General features: G+C 35.7%; 15 protein-coding genes. All 15 read right to left on the reverse strand.

The features are described 5' to 3' along the window. Positions 1-82 precede the first annotated feature (82 nt). A complete protein-coding gene (locus DWX28_RS16325) occupies positions 83-280 on the reverse strand; it encodes a hypothetical protein (RefSeq protein ID WP_118253949.1) in 198 nt (65 codons plus the stop codon). 408 nt (positions 281-688) lie between these two features. Next, positions 689-1,231, reverse strand: coding sequence for a Uma2 family endonuclease (locus tag DWX28_RS16330; RefSeq protein WP_118253952.1), 543 nt, complete (start codon positions 1,229-1,231; stop codon positions 689-691). A 118-nt stretch (positions 1,232-1,349) separates the two neighbouring features. Beyond that, positions 1,350-1,469, reverse strand: coding sequence for a PD-(D/E)XK nuclease domain-containing protein (locus tag DWX28_RS20640; RefSeq protein WP_243002460.1), 120 nt, complete (start codon positions 1,467-1,469; stop codon positions 1,350-1,352). 90 nt (positions 1,470-1,559) lie between these two features. Continuing rightward, positions 1,560-1,805, reverse strand: coding sequence for a hypothetical protein (locus tag DWX28_RS16340; RefSeq protein ID WP_022215285.1), 246 nt, complete (start codon positions 1,803-1,805; stop codon positions 1,560-1,562). Between the two features lie 15 nt (positions 1,806-1,820). Continuing rightward, complete coding sequence (locus DWX28_RS16345; RefSeq protein ID WP_118253957.1) at positions 1,821-3,515, reverse strand: IS1634 family transposase; 1,695 nt, start codon at positions 3,513-3,515, stop codon at positions 1,821-1,823. Between the two features lie 220 nt (positions 3,516-3,735). Then, positions 3,736-4,161: a plasmid pRiA4b ORF-3 family protein gene (locus DWX28_RS16350; protein ID WP_243002459.1), complete on the reverse strand. Its 426-nt coding sequence runs from the start codon at positions 4,159-4,161 to the stop codon at positions 3,736-3,738. A gap of 63 nt (positions 4,162-4,224) precedes the next feature. Further along, the gene (locus tag DWX28_RS16355; protein WP_118253960.1) at positions 4,225-7,167 is read right to left on the reverse strand and encodes a fucose pyrophosphorylase domain-containing protein; all 2,943 of its coding nucleotides are present in this window, start codon (positions 7,165-7,167) and stop codon (positions 4,225-4,227) included. Positions 7,168-7,187: 20 nt separating this feature from the next. Further along, a complete protein-coding gene (locus DWX28_RS16360; RefSeq protein ID WP_158565332.1) occupies positions 7,188-7,958 on the reverse strand; it encodes an HNH endonuclease in 771 nt (256 codons plus the stop codon). A gap of 5 nt (positions 7,959-7,963) precedes the next feature. Beyond that, positions 7,964-9,145 (reverse strand): AAA family ATPase, encoded by a 1,182-nt coding sequence (locus DWX28_RS16365; RefSeq protein WP_118253965.1) that lies wholly within the window; start codon positions 9,143-9,145, stop codon positions 7,964-7,966. Beyond that, a complete protein-coding gene (locus tag DWX28_RS16370) occupies positions 9,142-10,620 on the reverse strand; it encodes a VanZ family protein (RefSeq protein WP_118253968.1) in 1,479 nt (492 codons plus the stop codon). Before DWX28_RS16370 ends, DWX28_RS16365 begins: the two co-directional genes overlap by 4 nt. 83 nt (positions 10,621-10,703) lie before the next feature. Then, a complete protein-coding gene (locus DWX28_RS16375) occupies positions 10,704-11,942 on the reverse strand; it encodes a nucleotide sugar dehydrogenase (RefSeq protein ID WP_118253971.1) in 1,239 nt (412 codons plus the stop codon). A 325-nt stretch (positions 11,943-12,267) separates the two neighbouring features. After that, the gene (locus DWX28_RS16380) at positions 12,268-13,311 is read right to left on the reverse strand and encodes a glycosyltransferase family 4 protein (RefSeq protein ID WP_118253973.1); all 1,044 of its coding nucleotides are present in this window, start codon (positions 13,309-13,311) and stop codon (positions 12,268-12,270) included. 7 nt (positions 13,312-13,318) lie between these two features. Continuing rightward, on the reverse strand, positions 13,319-14,278 hold the full coding sequence (locus DWX28_RS16385; RefSeq protein WP_118253975.1) for a glycosyltransferase: 960 nt from the start codon (positions 14,276-14,278) through the stop codon (positions 13,319-13,321). A 4-nt stretch (positions 14,279-14,282) separates the two neighbouring features. Further along, complete coding sequence (locus DWX28_RS16390) at positions 14,283-15,476, reverse strand: glycosyltransferase (RefSeq protein WP_118253978.1); 1,194 nt, start codon at positions 15,474-15,476, stop codon at positions 14,283-14,285. Positions 15,477-15,492: 16 nt separating this feature from the next. Then, a complete protein-coding gene (locus DWX28_RS16395; RefSeq protein WP_118253981.1) occupies positions 15,493-17,025 on the reverse strand; it encodes a lipopolysaccharide biosynthesis protein in 1,533 nt (510 codons plus the stop codon).

Here is a 17,025-nt window from a genome sequence, read left to right on the forward strand (position 1 = left end):
TTTGTTCCTTCCTATTCTATTATAACTCTTTTTAGGTCCAATAAAACTCCCTTTTATGTAAAAAATTTGCGCGCCTAACTCATCACTGGAAGTAACGAGAATGCGGCGCGCAGTTATTCAATCTTTGCAAAGCATAATCCAGTACTTCCTCATATTCATTAACCGCACCATATAAGTTTCCTGTCAAGCAGATCAAATCCTGTATTTCAGATAACTTTTCCCATAAAAAAACTTTCTCCCTTTCAACCTCCATAATTATCGTTTTCGCCTGTTCTGCCAAAAATTGATTTCCACATATAACAGCAAACAGATACACTCTATATTGTCTACCTTGAATTTGGTACTTTCCTAATAAATTTTACCATATTTTCTAAGCATTTTGTGATTTGTTATAACAAACTACCCTTTCGTTCTTTCGACATATGTTGCTATTTTTCTAGCAGTATTATTAAAAATTCTTTTTTCTTTATATCTCGCCTTCTTTCAAATAATATATTATACTTTTACACTTTACTTTATTAAAGTGCTGTGCTATTTTTTTACTGGCATCTTTTAAACGCCAGTAAATACATTGGCAGAGTATCCTCCCTGATAAGAATGAAGCCGCATCTTTTTGCTGAAATCTGCTTTTTGATCCGGCGTTCCATCCATTCTTTTTGGATTTTGGTCAGAAAGTTAATCGCACCTTCTACAGTTCTATACTTCCAAAATCAATCACAAGCTCATCATATATTCCTACTTTAATAGAGTCCTGTAGGGTATACTGCTCTGTCTCACCTAATTCAAAGTTGTATACTACAACCAGATTCTTAGATGGATCAACAATCCAGTATTCACGAATACCTGCTGTTCTATACTTAAATAGCTTTGTATAATAATCCATCTGCTTACTTGCAGGTGACACAATTTCAATAACCCAGTCAGGCGCACCTTTGCATCCGCTATCATCAAGTTTATTAGAATCACAAATCACAGAAATATCTGGTTCTACATAAGTATTACTTCTTTCATCCAGATAAACCGCAAATGGAGCCGCATAGACCTGGCATTTTCCTTTATGTTCTTCGATATAACGGTCAATAATACTGACAAGCCTTGTTGAAATACGCTGATGTTTTCTGCTCGGTGGAGCCATCATATACATATGACCATCAATCAGTTCTGCTCTTTCACCTTCTGGCAGAGCATATATATCATCTATGGTATAGGTTTTTTCTTTCAGTAACGGCATATTATCACCTCCCAGTGTACTTTGCTATAGTTTATTTCATTATATTATAAGTAATACTTAATCAGCAACTTATTTTTCTGGTAAAGCATGTATAGTTGCTGTTCAGAGGTAATGTCATCTACCCTCGTTTAACTACCGCATTCTTTCCTCGAAACGCAATGCCGATTTTAATGATAGAATTAACACCTGCATTACGCAGTTCCGTATCATACTTTTTCTCATTAATTTGTTGAAGCACACTGTCTGCCAAAACTGCCAGATTTACTGTGAACTTCCAGTTTTTTTCCGCCTAAATCGAGTATCGCTATATCTGTGACTCAAAATAATTCTATTTTTCCGTCTTTTCTCCATCTGGTCCTGCATTTAAAAAGTTCATAATCTCCTCATATGACCGCCCACTTTTTACAACCGCTGACAGGATCTCTTCTTTTCTTATGGCGTCCCGCTTGTCTAACAGTTCTTTTAGATTTGCTGTTGCCTGGTCATACTTTTTCTTCGCTGCGATCACATCAGCCTCTGCTTTTTCAATCTTTTCTTCCAATGCTTCCCTACTTGTTTTCCTTGTTCTTGCCATCTTTATTTTCCTTCCTTATTCTGCTTTTTTCAGTTCCTTACTCAGCTCTGATGCAAAGTATTTTATACTATTCGCATCCAGTCCAAAGGCTTTCAATATTACTTTCTGGTTCGCTGTTACTGCATGATCCAGACGGTATATATTGTCTAACTGACGTACCATTTCTATTTTTTCCAGCTCTTTTATTGCCGCCGGTACCGTCATATAGTTCAGTTTCTTATCCAGTTTTTTCATTCCTTCTTTTAGTTTTATATACATCTTGCAGCGCACTATCATGGCTACAAATTCAACAAATATCTTCGCTCTTGCTGATTCTTCTGAACACACCCGGATGCTCTTATTCCCAAGATATGATTTGTCTCCGCGGAATAGTTTCTCCGATACATCCCTGCTCTTATACAGTTCGATTGCTTCCTTCGCACTCATCTTTTCTGATGTAACGATACAAAAATATCCTGCCAGATCCAGTTCTCTTTCTACCACACTGCACCGTTCTTCCGGTAGTATAAAAGCCTGGCTCTTTTCATCATAATGAAGGTTAAAATACTTCTCAAATCCAGGACCGAATTCCTTTACTTTATTCTGATACTTTTTCAGATACTGCGTCATCTGGTTGATCCGATTTTCAATCTCTATCCGTTCTGCGCTTTCTTTGGAAATGCTATGATACAAATGAAAATAGCGCTCTTTTTTATCACTTGCATACAGTTTGTGCCGCATTGTCTTTCCGTAAACTCCATATTCATAGATATTGTTCACCCGCTTATTTTCGAATGTTCCTTTATTTTCCAGGATCAGTTCATTCACAAGGGCAGACATCCCTTTCACCATGATAACAAAACTATACCCACATTTATCCATATATTGTATGTTCTCACAGCTGAAATATCCCCTGTCCAGAATGAATCCAATCTTCTTATAACCATATCCGGATGCTTTATCCAACATGAACTGCAGCTGGGAGATATCATTCAGACTTCCTGGATATTTTTCATAAAACAATGGTTCCTGATTATGAGTATCATACGCAACTGCATAATTAAATACCGGCTCTCCCATATCTACTTTCGGATGCCCAAATTCGACCATTTTTATATCTCCAGCCTGACAGTTTTTATTCGTTGAATCATAGGAAATATAAATCTTTTCACGGTAATTCCGTGACTCATTCCATGTATTCAGAAATCCTGTACTCTGATCATCTGTTACTGAATTCAGGAAATCTGATACGGTTGAATCGCTGTATTGTTTCATCTTTTCCGTAAAAAGTGGATGGTTGTATGTATAATCCGGATAGTACTGCGCTGCATTGTTTTCTGCTATGATCGAATAAACAGCCAGATCTAAAAACAGCCCCATATCACGTGATCCAAAATATTTTCCAAGGATATGGTTCAAGCTGCATTCTTCTATGATCTTACGCAGTACAAAATATGTTCCTACCCTGAGACAGCTGCTTCTGGAAGTCCTGTTTTTGCTTTCCGGAAGCTCTGCATCAGGAAAATATTTCAGGAAATTTTGATTCGGTTTCATGAGTTCCTGATCCGTATCTGACAATTTTCCGATCGTTACTCTTTTGGGAAAAGTATACTTCCGGGATGGATCATAAACCCGGTCATACTCATACTCTATATATACAACATTTGACTTTTTTCTCCGTGTGATCTTGCCTTTTACGGTTGGTACTTTCACTAAAAAATCCAGATACATAGCGCCCTCCTTTTAGGCGGTTATCCACCTAAAATAATTGTACTATATTTCCCGGCTATCTGCAATGGAAAACCGCAGAAAGCCGGGATTTTTTATGATTTTATTTCGTTCTTTTTTCTTTAGGTGGAAAAATTACTGGAAGTTCACATATTTTCAGTTTAATGCCAGTTCTGGAAAAATCTTACTTAATTTTTAAAATCCTCTATACACAAATACTGAATCATTCTTCGTCAAAGTCATCTTCATCCCAATCCGGGTACTGTTGAATAGTTCCTTTTGACTTAATTACGCAAGGCTCAAAATCCTCCTGAACTTCACTGATCTTTGAAACCGTAATCGTGAACATCCAATCATCCCCAAAATCATAATGAAGTGCAAATTTCTGCCCTTTGCAAAGTCCGACTTCGTCAAGAGTTATATCTGCGGAGGGTTCATCTCCTTCCGGATCTGACTGATATGCATGTTCACTATACATTCGGTTATCCATGCAAAACTCATACAGATGCTCATCTATGAAATCAAAAGACTCCAGGATAACCTGACATAACTGATTTAATGTGCTGCTGCCACAGATTTCAATATTTCTATAAACCTCACGTCCTCTGCCAGCCGGATATATCTTCATCGAATATTGATTGCTCATCATCCACCTCACTTCCAGCCAAAAAGGCTCATTACTTTCTCAAAAGAAATTTGATTCATCAAAATCTCATTCCCACACAAGCCTGCAGTCCGCTACTCCAACCAGGCTGTCCATGAACACCTCGTTCAAGCGTTCTTCTACCTGCTGTCGGGTTACGCCTTTTTTCAGAATGACCTGAAGGAAGCCACCGCCGCCGGCGCCGCAGACGAGTTTTCCGTCGATCAGTTCTTCGATGCTGCTGAAGATCTGCTCGATCAGTGTGTTGCTGCTTCCGGCATCGACTTTTTTGCTCAGTTCCCAGTGGTAATCCAAAAGGCTGGCGAAGCCGTCTACATTGCCACGTTCCAGTTCAAAACGCATCAGCGCTGCTGTCTTCTGGATCTCTTCCAGGGCAAAAAGGCTCTCCGGCTCGTTTCCGACATAGCGTCCGACAACATCACGGAGCAGGTTACGGGCAAGTCTTCTCTGACCTGTATAGATTAGAACAAATCTGTCACTTAACTCCTGCTTTGCAGCTTCCGGAATCTCCACATGAGTTACTTTGAGCTTCTGGTCAATTCCCGGCATGGAAGTGATATATTTCAGTCCCGGAGTGATCCCTCCGACCTGATCCTGCCAGCCACCGCCGGTGGACATGATCTGTTCCATTGCAAGTACATGTGCATAAAGATCTTCTTCTGTGTAAGCGATTCCCATAAACTCAAATACTGCCTTTACACAGGCTGCGGAAAGAATCGATGAAGTACCAAGACCCGAGCCTTTTGGAACATTCGTTACTTCGGAATGCATTTCAAATCCACCGCCAAGTCGATCCAGAATCTCTTCCAGACTGCTTCCTTCTTTCGGAATGATCCCGCAGGCGAGAAGACACGCTTTCTGCAGCGCAAACGGATCAAACGGATCACCTGTTGCCTGAAGTGGTTCGATGGTATCAAATTCTCCATGGACATCCATATCACGGCTGTCAAAAACGATCTTCTTTTCTGAAATTTTTTCCAGTGTGACTTCTACCGGCTTCTGCCCATTCAGAAGAATCGCTACATTTAATACAGTTCCACCATTCTCATTACAATACGGAGGTGTGTCACTCCAGCCGCCTCCCCAGTTGACACGAAGCGGAAGTTTTACCGTGTGCTTCTCTGTAACAATTCTGGCATTCTCATTGTAAGACAGGTTTTTGATCGTAGAAGCCAGGACTTCTGACTGAATCGTGCGGAAACACTCCTGAACTTCATCTTCATCGTCCAGGATCACTCCGAGATAATAATGAAGACGCATCTTTTCACTGAAATCAGCCTTTTTGATTCTCCGTTCCAGCCATTCCTTCTGGATCTTTGTCAGAGATTTCATCTTTCTCAGCTTTGCCGCCGGTACTTTGTTTCTGATCGCTTTTGCAATCTCATCCATTGCCACCAGATCTGCCATTCTCCTGTTCCATGCAATGATCGCATCCGGATCCGCATCATTAAATCCGGAACAGAGAGATTTCTTTGGTGCAGCTTTCCATGCAGAAAGGTCTGCCTGCTCTTCTCCATGCACAATCGCATACAGATTTAATGTCGCACTTACCGCCTCTTCAATCGTGTCTGCCTCCGGATACAGGGCAGCAGACCATAATGTATGAGAATCATCCAGCCACAGCTTCACGTCCAGGTCTTTTTCAATCTGCTCCAGATCCATGCCAAACAGCCTGTTTTCCTTCGGATTGTCGTTTACGCCAAAGATACGGACAATAAACTTTCCATCACGCTGTTTCAGACCATGCATGACAACATTGTCCGGTATCACTTCATCGTGAATATCAATATACGATAATACACAGTGCTCTCCTACTTTTGCCTCTCCATGCACATAAGAAACTTCCAGATAACAGTCTTTGCTGATATCCGCTCTGCTGCTCAGAACACTGTTATATCCCGCAGTGTCACTGTCTTTAATACTACTTCCGATCAGACGACTCCAGCCAAGCTCACGGTACTCGTCCACACCGCCGCTCATCAGTTCCAGAATCTCTCGGGTCGTACCAAAATGGATAAATTTCGCCGGTGCCAGACGAAGCAGCTTCATTCTGTATGGACGCAATACCTTCCATACACGCTCCCTTGCCTCCGTTAACTCCTGACAAAATTCTCCCTCCGGTTTCTCCTGATAAAAAGCTTCCAGAGTAGAATCTTCTGCCAGCGGATACAGAAAGTCCGCATACAGAGAAAGTCTGGTCTTCTCATTTACATGTCTGTCATAGTCTTCCTCCGTTGCGATCAGAGAATATAATGACTTCATCATCTCTGTGCTGAAAATAAGAGCACCTGTATCAATATCCACACAGTCAGACTCATTCACAGCCCCGACTTCTCGCAGTACTTCTACTGATTTTTTCTGCAGACAGCACTTTACATTTCCATTCTCACCATTCAAATAAACTCCGTGGTTTTTGCCGGTCTCCACATGCTCCTTGAAAGAAATCGCAGCAGCTCCGACATTATTATAATCAATCTGAAGCGGATTAAACAGCAACAGAACATCTCCGGATAATAACACCATACCCTCACGGATACGTGACGGTACAGAACTCATGCAGATCATAAATTCATCAAACAATGTAGAATTACGTCCGTTCGGCAGGGCATGCGGCACCGGTGAAAAAAGCTTACCCAGTGCAGAATACTGCGGCACTCGCTTGCTGTCACCACCAGAATGGATGACCAGTACACGAAGATTATCAAACGTCTCTTCCTGCTCATGCAGATATTTCAATACCTCCAGCGTTGCTCCGCCAGATCCCACACGCTTTCCATCACGATCCGGAATCGCAACAAAGGTTGTCTCCTTTGGCAGAAAATCCTTACGCTCCTCGATCTGCTTCCAAAATCCCTCTGCCTGCTGCTCATTAGATGCAGTCAGAATCACATAGTCCCATTTCGGAAAGTTTCTGAGTCTCAGAGAACGATTATAATCGTCCCAACAATCCTGATATGCCTGAGATAAAAAAAGTGAATACAAATTCTTCATATGTTGTCTCCTTCATTTAGTTAATCTTCATTTCTCTGCAGTTTTATCTTATCTACTTCTTCGTCTAATTCCTGCAATTCATCATCCCATAAATTTAATTCCTTCAATAACTCTTTTAATTTCTTATAGTATGAATCACCCATTATTATTGATGACATAAAAGCCGCATATTCCGCATCTCTTGTGCCCTTTTTCAAAATATTTCTGCATCCCCGCAAAACCCTGTTTCTTTTCACAGTTTTACTGCATAAGATATCTTTGTTTTCGATTGCAAATTCACAGATATCCTGTATTTCCTGTATTAAGGCTTCTCCTACCTTAAACCTAAGCATCACGACATTTTCCGTATCATTTAATTCCAGAACACCTATCGTTCTGCGGGCTATTTCTTCCACTTCAGAATTTTTGCTATAATAACGATAATGCTTTATACAAAAATAATCCTGCGGGTTTTGTTCAAATGGATTAATAATGGGTTCTGCATATGTATCATGCGAAGACTTACTTTTATTACAATGCGGACAGGATGGATTCAGATTCTCCCATGAAACAACTTCATCTTTATATTTATCTTTATAATGAAAATGGTCTATGTGCATCTCTTTATGTCCTTCACCTATAAGGGATTCGCAATATACACATTTTCCATGGCACTCTTTCAAGAGTTCTCTTCTTATATAGCTTTTATTCCATACCTGCTTTTTCTTATCTTTTTTGAATTCATCTGTCAGTTGTCTCTGAATATCATCTGTTAATTCTTTCGGCTTATCTATTCGTTCTACTTTTATCACGTAAATCAGTCCTCCCATTCAGCAACTTGAATAGCTAACAATTTACGCAATGGATTGTCCGGATGCAGCATTTCCTTCAACAGTTCATACTGTTCAAGAATTTCTTCTCTGTTTTCCATATCCATAGCCTGATCAAATTTTTTGAGAGTATCCTGATAAAGCTTCGAAGTGGTTGCCGGCATCTCCATAATATTTTTCATTATTTCTTCCAACGTCCAGCCCTGTAAACCGTATTTACCTAAATTCAATTCTTTCAGACAGGTGTTCCTGTCTTCATCATACGCCAACGCAATAATTTCCTCTTTCTCCAGTGTCTGAAGAACACTTGGACTGTGTGTAGTCAAAATAAACTGTGCTTTAGGGAAAATTATTTTTAACGCCTTAACAAGTTCTGCCTGCCAGATCGGATGCAAATGTAATTCAATTTCATCGATAAGAACAACACCATCAAAATCTTCCGCACAAATCGGAGTTTCCGAGTTTCTGTACTCTATTTCCTTGATCATTCCCATAATAATATATATACAGCTCTTATATCCAGACGACAGATATTCGAAGAAAATTTCTCCTTTTGGCGTTGTCAACATGATGTCAAATGATTTGGCAACCACTGTTTTGAAATTAATCTTATCATCTAAAACGCTAAACAATTTAACAGCAAGATGGTAATTTGCTATCTGTGCTTCGGTTAAACTTCCTGCCTTATCTACAAAAAGATATCGATTTATAAACCAATTTTTTATATCATTCGCCTGAATCCCTATAAGAGCCATTCTTTCAGTATGGTAACTACTACGTTTAGAATCAGATGTAATTGAATCAAGTTTCGTATATTCAATATTTCGGTTTATGCCAAAATAAAAAAAGTCTTCAGAATACTCATTCAACCCACCTTTGTACTCTTCTTCATACGGCAAAAACTTTGCTACTGTATTATGCCTATATTTTCTTTTGTAATTTCCATTTTGAAAAGCATCTACCTCTATGTTATATTCTCCAATCTTACATAATGCATTTCTTTTCAATTTAGATGATTCATTTCCACCAAACGCATCCGCAATCACATTCAGTATCGTTGTCTTTCCAATCCCATTTGCACCGCAGATTACATTCACACCGTCTATAAACGACAACTCTAAATGCTGAATTCCACCAATTCCATCGATAACCAATGATTTAATCTTCAATCAATACGCTCCCTTTCCGTAAAATCTTCCTTTTGCCTCCTGTTTAATAGTCCATATGCTATCAATACTCCAATAATACCTCCAAAAGTATTTCCAAATATATCATCCAGTTCAGCAATTCCTAATCCTGTAAAATATTGTATCAACTCTATTAGTATCGATAAAAACAACGAAACAATCCAGACTCTCTTTTTCCTGAAAATTGCATAAAAACCTGCTCCGAATGGAACAAAAAGCCAAATATTATTAATCACATCCTTACGTATTCTTTGATCGGTTAAAAAAGTTTGTGCATATGAAAATAATTTTAAATTGCTTCTAATATTGCCTTGTTCTCGAAACATTAGAGTTTCATATATTATAAAAATAATATATGAAATCAACATACCTGACTGTAATCTCTGTGTTAAAAAACAAATTATCATGCTCAATACAAAGCCAATTATTACCGTCATAAACGGATAACCATTTAACAAATTATCAATACAACATTTAATCTTTCCGTTTTTATTCAAATAAAGTGTTACAATCCCAATATGTTTTATACCATATTGTCCCTTTGATAAAGCAACTGTTTTTCCTTCTAGATCAAAGTACTTATCACTTTTAACAGCTCCATCTTTATAATAGTTCCTTTTCAAAATTGTATAACCCAGCTTTGTACTTGTAGGCTTTCCATCCTTATTTAGATATGTAATCTGGCTGATACGCCCATTATTATCATATTTATATTTCTCACCATATTGCCCTAATATTGATTGTACCGGTTTACTATTTACATCAAAATAAAATTGTTTGATTTTACAGTTATTTTCATCAAATATATATTGTTCTTTTGCATAACCTGATGTGTTTGTCATAGGAAAACCCTCTGCATTTATATAAATGCTTTCATAATTTAGTCCCTGACTGTTATACTTTCGATATATTCCATAATATCCCCCAACGCTTGGCACTGCATTCATCTCTGAATCAAAATATAAGTCTTGTATTATTTGACCATTTTTATTAAACGTACGAATAATACTTGAATAGCCTGACTCAAGATTAGCTGGTTTTCCATCTGAATCTTGAAACATAATAATCTTTTTATTTCCATTATAAGTATATTTAATCTTATAATAACCATAGCAATTCGTTGGCATCCCGTTTTCATCTAAATACTGATCTTGTATTATCTGTCCATCTTCATTCTTTGTTCTCAGTAAAGTTGCATATCGTCTATCAATTGCATATGTAATTTCACCATCTTTATTCACAAAATCTATTCGGATAATATTCCCCTTTGTACTTTCTTTCTGTGATAATTCCAATGAAGCAAATCCTAAATCATGATCTGTTGACTTCTCCGGAAGAAGATAATAACCAGAAAAAATTATAAATAACAAAAGGATTACCCAAAAGATCCTGTATTTCTTCTTACAACTCCAATGATGTCCTCTCCAGTTTCCGACATCTCTAAAATACACTTTCATAGGTAATCCTCTTCATTGCTCATATTCTAAATGATAACTAATTGGAAAATATTTATCCAATTAGCTAGTTTTTCATATTTTAATCAATCACGTCCGTATAAATCTCTTGTATATACTTTGTTCTTCACATCATCCAAACAACTAGCATATCTATTTGCAATAATTGCCTGGCTCTGTGCCTTGAAAGCTTCCAGATCATTTACTACTTTGCTTCCAAAAAATGTACTTCCATCTTCCAGAGTTGGCTCATAGATGATCACGGTTGCACCTTTTGCCTTAATTCTCTTCATAACTCCCTGAATAGAAGACTGACGGAAATTATCGGAGTTGGATTTCATGGTAAGGCGATAAACACCAACTACAACTTCTTTTTCCATAGAAGCATCATAAGTATTTTCATCTCCATACGCATAATAGCCAGCTTTCTGTAACACTCTATCTGCAATAAAATCTTTTCTGGTTCTGTTTGATTCTACGATCGCTGACATCATATTCTGAGGAATATCTGCATAGTTTGCAAGGAGCTGTTTTGTGTCCTTCGGAAGACAATAACCACCATATCCGAAAGATGGGTTGTTGTAATGAGATCCAATACGTGGATCCAGGCAGACTCCATTGATAATTTGCTGTGTATTCAGACCTTTCATCTCTGCATAAGTATCCAGTTCATTAAAGTAAGATACTCTCAGTGCCAGATATGTATTTGCAAAAAGTTTTACTGCTTCTGCCTCTGTAAATCCCATAATCAGAGTATCAATGTTCTCTTTAATCGCACCCTCCTGCAGAAGTGCTGCAAAAGTATTTGCCGCATTTACCAGTCTTGCATTCTGTACGTCTGTACCTACAATGATACGTGATGGATAGAGATTATCATATAATGCCTTGGATTCACGAAGGAATTCAGGACTGAAAATAATATTGTCGCAATGATATTTCTCACGGACAGATGTAGTAAAACCAACCGGAATCGTTGATTTAATTACCATGATTGCTTCTGGATTATACTGGATCACCAGTTTGATTACTGACTCTACTGCAGAAGTGTCAAAAAAATTCTTCTTGCTGTCATAGTTGGTCGGTGCTGCAATCACAACAAAATCCGCATCTTTGTACGCGGCTTCCGCATCCAGCGTTGCTGTTAAATTCAAATCTTTTTCTGTCAGATATTTCTCAATATATTCATCCTGGATCGGAGATTTTCTCTGATTGATCAGTTCTACCTTCTCCGGAATGATATCTACTGCCATTACCTCATGATGTTGAGACAACAGCGTTGCTATAGATAGCCCTACATATCCTGTTCCTGCTACTGCAATTTTCATTTTCATTTTCTCCTTATATAATAAATTTATAGGTTAATAGCTACTTTGTTTCCTATCGAATCAATGATAGAGATTTCATTGAAAGTCTGTCTCTAACCTGGAACTTAACTTCAAACCAACTAATTATATCTGTTGAAGTCTGTAAGTGCCTATTATTATCAATCCTAACACTATGATAATGAATTTTCTATCTCTAAAGGAATTATGCCCCTAACATACTTCATTTTATCTATTATACGGCAAGTACCGTACCAATCAAACTCCAATAACAAAATTGTACTCACGGCAAAAAACGGATGTCAGTTCTAATAGATTACAACACTTTTTACAATTTTGGTTCTTCAATAATTTGATATAATATTTGCATTACTTGATCCGCTGAATATTGCCTTGAAAGTTCTCTGCTTTTTTTACTCATCAAGTACTCTATATTTGCATTTGCATTCAAATTTTCAATTGATTTTATTAATAACTCTACATCGCCCACAGGATATACATATCCTGTTTCTCCATCAATAACAACTTCTCTATTATATTTCCAATCAGATGCAATCACTGGTGTACCTGCCATCATTGCTTCCACAACAGCTCCCGGAAAACCTTCTCCAGCATATTGTGTCGGAAATAGCATTGCGTAATAACTAGCTAATACCTCTATTGTATTTTCGTCATTCAAAACTCCACAATATGAAACTTCACTATATTTTTTTACAACTGACCAAAATTCATCTTTAAACGCCTCATCAATTGGTCCATAAATATCCAATGTACAAATCTTCTCCCCAGCACGTTTATTAACTAAATGAATTGCTTTAATTGCATCAAGAATCCCCTTGGTTTTAGTCACTCTAGAAAATGTACAATATCTTAATGGAAACATATTGATATTATCTTTCTCTAAATTAATTGGCTCAACTTTTGTTGAAAAATTCGGAGAATAATATATACTTTTTACTCCCTGTCCTTTCAAAACATTTTGCATTGATTTTGTTTCAACTAATATAGCATCAAATTTATTTAATTCTTTTTTTAATTTTGAATTATTATTTACTTCTTCAGATAACCATCCTCCAATAACAACATAAATCAACTTAAATTTAAATATTTTTTTTAAATAATTTAAAATAACAGCTCCTCTATACAATAACGCTTTCGTTGGCATAAAGATAATAGATTGACAAGTAAAACTCATTTTCAGTAAAACCCAAGAATTATACATTAATCTCTGCTTTACATTTAAAGTATCTAAATATTGTACTGTATTTTTATAATGTTTTTGTAATTCTTTATAATAATTAAGGGTTTTTATTGCTTGCCCGTTACATTGATCACCTTCGAACATAAAATGCCCAATTACTCCTACTTTCATTATAACCTCACCTTTTAATTCTAGTTATAGATATAATCCCTCGTTTTCTTAACATCCACCAAAAATGCCATTTAATAACGGAAATTGGATTCATATATCGTTTGCGAAATTCTCGACGAATTCGCTGATTCTCATTAAGATATTCAAAGTTACATCCTATATTATTTTGATCATTCAATACTGTATTGTATTTATTAATATTTTTTTTGTAATTTGTTCCACTTCCATCCGTACCCCCATTTACCACTCTAGATATCTTAGGATATACTGTATATTTTTTCTGTTTCCACTGAGTATAGCACCATCTTATAGCCCACGAATGATTTAAACCATAAATATTCGCATCTAACATAAAAGGCATATCTTGTCCCCATTTCCCCCAATCAATTCTATTTCGAATATTAAACTTTATTGATTCATAATCTGAAACATCCCAATCTACAGTACTCCATCTATCTTTCCATGTAGCCCATCCCCAACTTGAGCCTCGTCCAGCATAATAAATATCATGTTCATATTTTTTCAAGGCTCTCATGGGAAAAGAATATCCACTAATCGACCAAATTTTTGCATCATCTTCATAAAACTCCAATGCATTGTTCATATAAACTAAAAAATCTTTTGATACTATTAAATCATCTTCTAAAACAATAACTTTATCGTATTTCTCTATAATTTCAGTTACTCCATGAATAATAGATGTTGCAAGTCCTTGATTTTTTTCCGCATAACATACATCAACAGATAGAAATTTTGAATTTTCCTTTTCGTACTCCTTTATAATCTCACGTACTTTATTCACATTTCCTGATTCTTCTTTATCTCTTGGAGCATCGCTATAAATAAATAAATGGGTTTCCTTAGCCCATACTGCTTTCGATAAATTTTCTAGTGTTTGATATGTATGTTTTGGACGATTATATACAAATAATACAACCGGTGCTATTTTGTTTTTCATCTTCAACATATTATTAATTCCTATCTTTTATTATTTTTTCATATAATTCAACATATTTCTCATAGCAGTTAATATCTGCAAATTGCTTTGCCCGTGAAACACACTTTTCACTGCTAAAAGTTCTATTTTTACAAAACATAATAATCTCTTTTTCCAAAGAATTAATGTCATTTTTTTCCACTACTACACCACATGTTTCATCAATTATTTCAGGAGATCCTCCCGTATTAAAAGTAATTATTGGAGTTCCACAGGCCAGTGCTTCTATATTAACCGTAGGAAAATTATCTTCTCTTGTAGGATTGACAAAAACATCCGCCATAGAATAAATTTCTGCAAGTTCATCTTGATTAGAAGTTCTGCGAATGCATTGAATATCCGAAGGTAGCTGCATTTCCACGTTTTTATCTGTTCCTACTAAAATAATTTTATAATTGTCAGCGAGTCGTTTTCGTAATTCTACAAAAACATCAAGACCTTTCTCATAACTCCAGCCTAAAGCAACGCCTAATATAATGTATATGCCATTTTCTCTTTGCTTCTGTGAATATCTCGGATAAAAAACACTCAAATCAATCCCATTATTAATTACTGTAATAAAAGAATTTTTAAACATAGACACCTTTGCGTATTCAGCCAACCATTTTGATGGTGTTACCACCGTAATATCAACACCCTCTATCATTCTCCTTTTCTTTATCCAAGTAATTTTTTCTGAATCAAATATTTTTCTTTTCATGGACAAATCTAACTGACAATTCTTGCATCCATCCTTCCATTTTTCACATTTAACTGATTCAAAATGAGCACACCCACCTGTAAAAGCCCAGCAATCATGAAATGTCCAAACAACTGGTATTTTTTCTTTTTTTATATATTCAAATAATGTTGGCAAATGCAAAAAACCCGAATGCATCATGTGTAATTGCATTATATCAGGATTAAAACTCTTAAGTTTTTTTACTAACTTCTGTGTTCTATATTTAGCTCCAAAACCATCTAGTCCAAAGCATTTTGAAATACACAAATGAAATAATCTAGAAAAAAAACTAGTTGCTATCAGATCGCTATCACTTTTTCGTTTTTTCTTAGACCATCCCAATACAAGCAAAGTCTGGTTTCCCTTACTTTCAGCAATAAGATTAATTTGTTTTGCAATTTTTCCTGTACTTCCATATGGTACGCCATTCAAAGATACAATTTTCATTTTTCTTTACAACCTATCATTTTCTTATTTTGTTATTAATCATTCTTATTATATATTTAAATTCTGTGCACCGCCAATATACCAATAAATATATCAAAGTAGATATGCCTGCTGAAATTATCATCCTTAAAATTAAATTTACAATTGAAGTTTCGCCAATCCAACTTGTTATTCCTAAGATTAATAATGCATTCATAAAACATACCAAAGTATCTATTCCCAATCTTTTAAAATATGTTTTCACTTTCTTGTGCATTCCATATTTATACAATACATATGGTTCCCACCATATGTTTGTAAATAAGTTACTTACTAATGTTCCAATTACAATTCCCGTCAGCCCCAATGCTGTATATTTAGCTAAAGCTACTGAAAGAATCAAATTTATTCCTGCTTCAAACAATGGCTTATATTTAAGTTGCCAAAAAAGACCATATGCATCTATGAAAATTTCCGTTGCCTGACGAAGCATTCCAAAAAAGAAATTGCTAATTAATAATAAGGTTATTACTAAAGATAGCAAATATTCATTTCCTGCCCATACTGCGATAAAATTATTTAAAACAGACACCAAAATTCCTGTAATAAAAAAAGCAAAAGAATAACTCGTATAATATGTTAATTTAAATATTTCATAAACCTTATCATTATTAGCACTAGATACTAGATTTCCAACACTTGAAGTTATTGCAGCAAACCCTTTTGCCACAAACGATTTAATATAATTTATAATATATACATAATTAGAATATATCCCAACAAGAGAAGTACTTAAAAACATTGAAATCAAAATATTATCAGTTCCATTAACTGCAACTGATCCAATTCTACTGGCAGACATAGCCAGAACATTTTTAAATAATTTCTTCTTTTCTTCCTTCTCCAAAAATTCCCCCTTTTGTGTAACAATCTCCGGATATCTCCTATCCACTACCTTAGACGCAATAAAATTTGATAATACCGTAAATATTGTTTGAACTAAATAATATAAATAAATATTTTTTGTCGTAATCAATATTAATATTTGCATCACATATCTTAGTAAAATACAAAAAGTATTAATCCATTGTTCAATACGATTTTGTTGATATAAAATCAATATAGATTTTTTATAAGAAAAAAAATAGCTAAAAACTGTTTCCGATAAGATCAATAAATAAATGATACTAATATTCTCTCGTATATCTGGAACATTATTTATTAATACTGGAAGAAATGGCAAAATTGCCATTCCCACAATAGCAACAATTATACCAATAATTCTGTATAAAATTTTATAAAAATTTAAATATGCCGCAATCTTAGAAATATTATTCTGTGCTACTGGTGTATACATTGCATATATAATAGCAGTTCCGACCCCTAATTCTGCAAGAGAAAGTACTGTTAATATATTGGCAAACAATCCATTTATTCCGAGATAATCTGAATTTAACAGTCTAATAAAAAAGGTTCTTGCAACAAATGACATCATAATTTGTAATAAATAACAAAAGCTTGCCGCAAAGGAATTTTTTATTGACTGTTCTTTTCTACTTATTTGTTTCAT

The organism is Blautia sp. AF19-10LB, assembly GCF_003461245.1.
GTDB lineage: Bacteria > Bacillota > Clostridia > Lachnospirales > Lachnospiraceae > Blautia_A > Blautia_A intestinihominis.

Coding starts and splice junctions, on each gene's coding strand:
- DWX28_RS16340 (WP_022215285.1), bottom strand. CDS start 1,805: ATGGCAAGAACAAGGAAAACAAGTAGGGAAGCATTGGAAGAAAAGATT.
- DWX28_RS16380 (WP_118253973.1), bottom strand. CDS start 13,311: ATGAAAGTAGGAGTAATTGGGCATTTTATGTTCGAAGGTGATCAATGT.
- DWX28_RS16385 (WP_118253975.1), bottom strand. CDS start 14,278: ATGTTGAAGATGAAAAACAAAATAGCACCGGTTGTATTATTTGTATAT.
- DWX28_RS16375 (WP_118253971.1), bottom strand. CDS start 11,942: ATGAAAATTGCAGTAGCAGGAACAGGATATGTAGGGCTATCTATAGCA.
- DWX28_RS16350 (WP_243002459.1), bottom strand. CDS start 4,161: ATGATGAGCAATCAATATTCGATGAAGATATATCCGGCTGGCAGAGGA.
- DWX28_RS16370 (WP_118253968.1), bottom strand. CDS start 10,620: ATGAAAGTGTATTTTAGAGATGTCGGAAACTGGAGAGGACATCATTGG.
- DWX28_RS16330 (WP_118253952.1), bottom strand. CDS start 1,231: ATGCCGTTACTGAAAGAAAAAACCTATACCATAGATGATATATATGCT.
- DWX28_RS16390 (WP_118253978.1), bottom strand. CDS start 15,476: ATGAAAATTGTATCTTTGAATGGCGTACCATATGGAAGTACAGGAAAA.
- DWX28_RS16345 (WP_118253957.1), bottom strand. CDS start 3,515: ATGTATCTGGATTTTTTAGTGAAAGTACCAACCGTAAAAGGCAAGATC.
- DWX28_RS16355 (WP_118253960.1), bottom strand. CDS start 7,167: ATGAAGAATTTGTATTCACTTTTTTTATCTCAGGCATATCAGGATTGT.
- DWX28_RS16395 (WP_118253981.1), bottom strand. CDS start 17,025: ATGAAACAAATAAGTAGAAAAGAACAGTCAATAAAAAATTCCTTTGCG.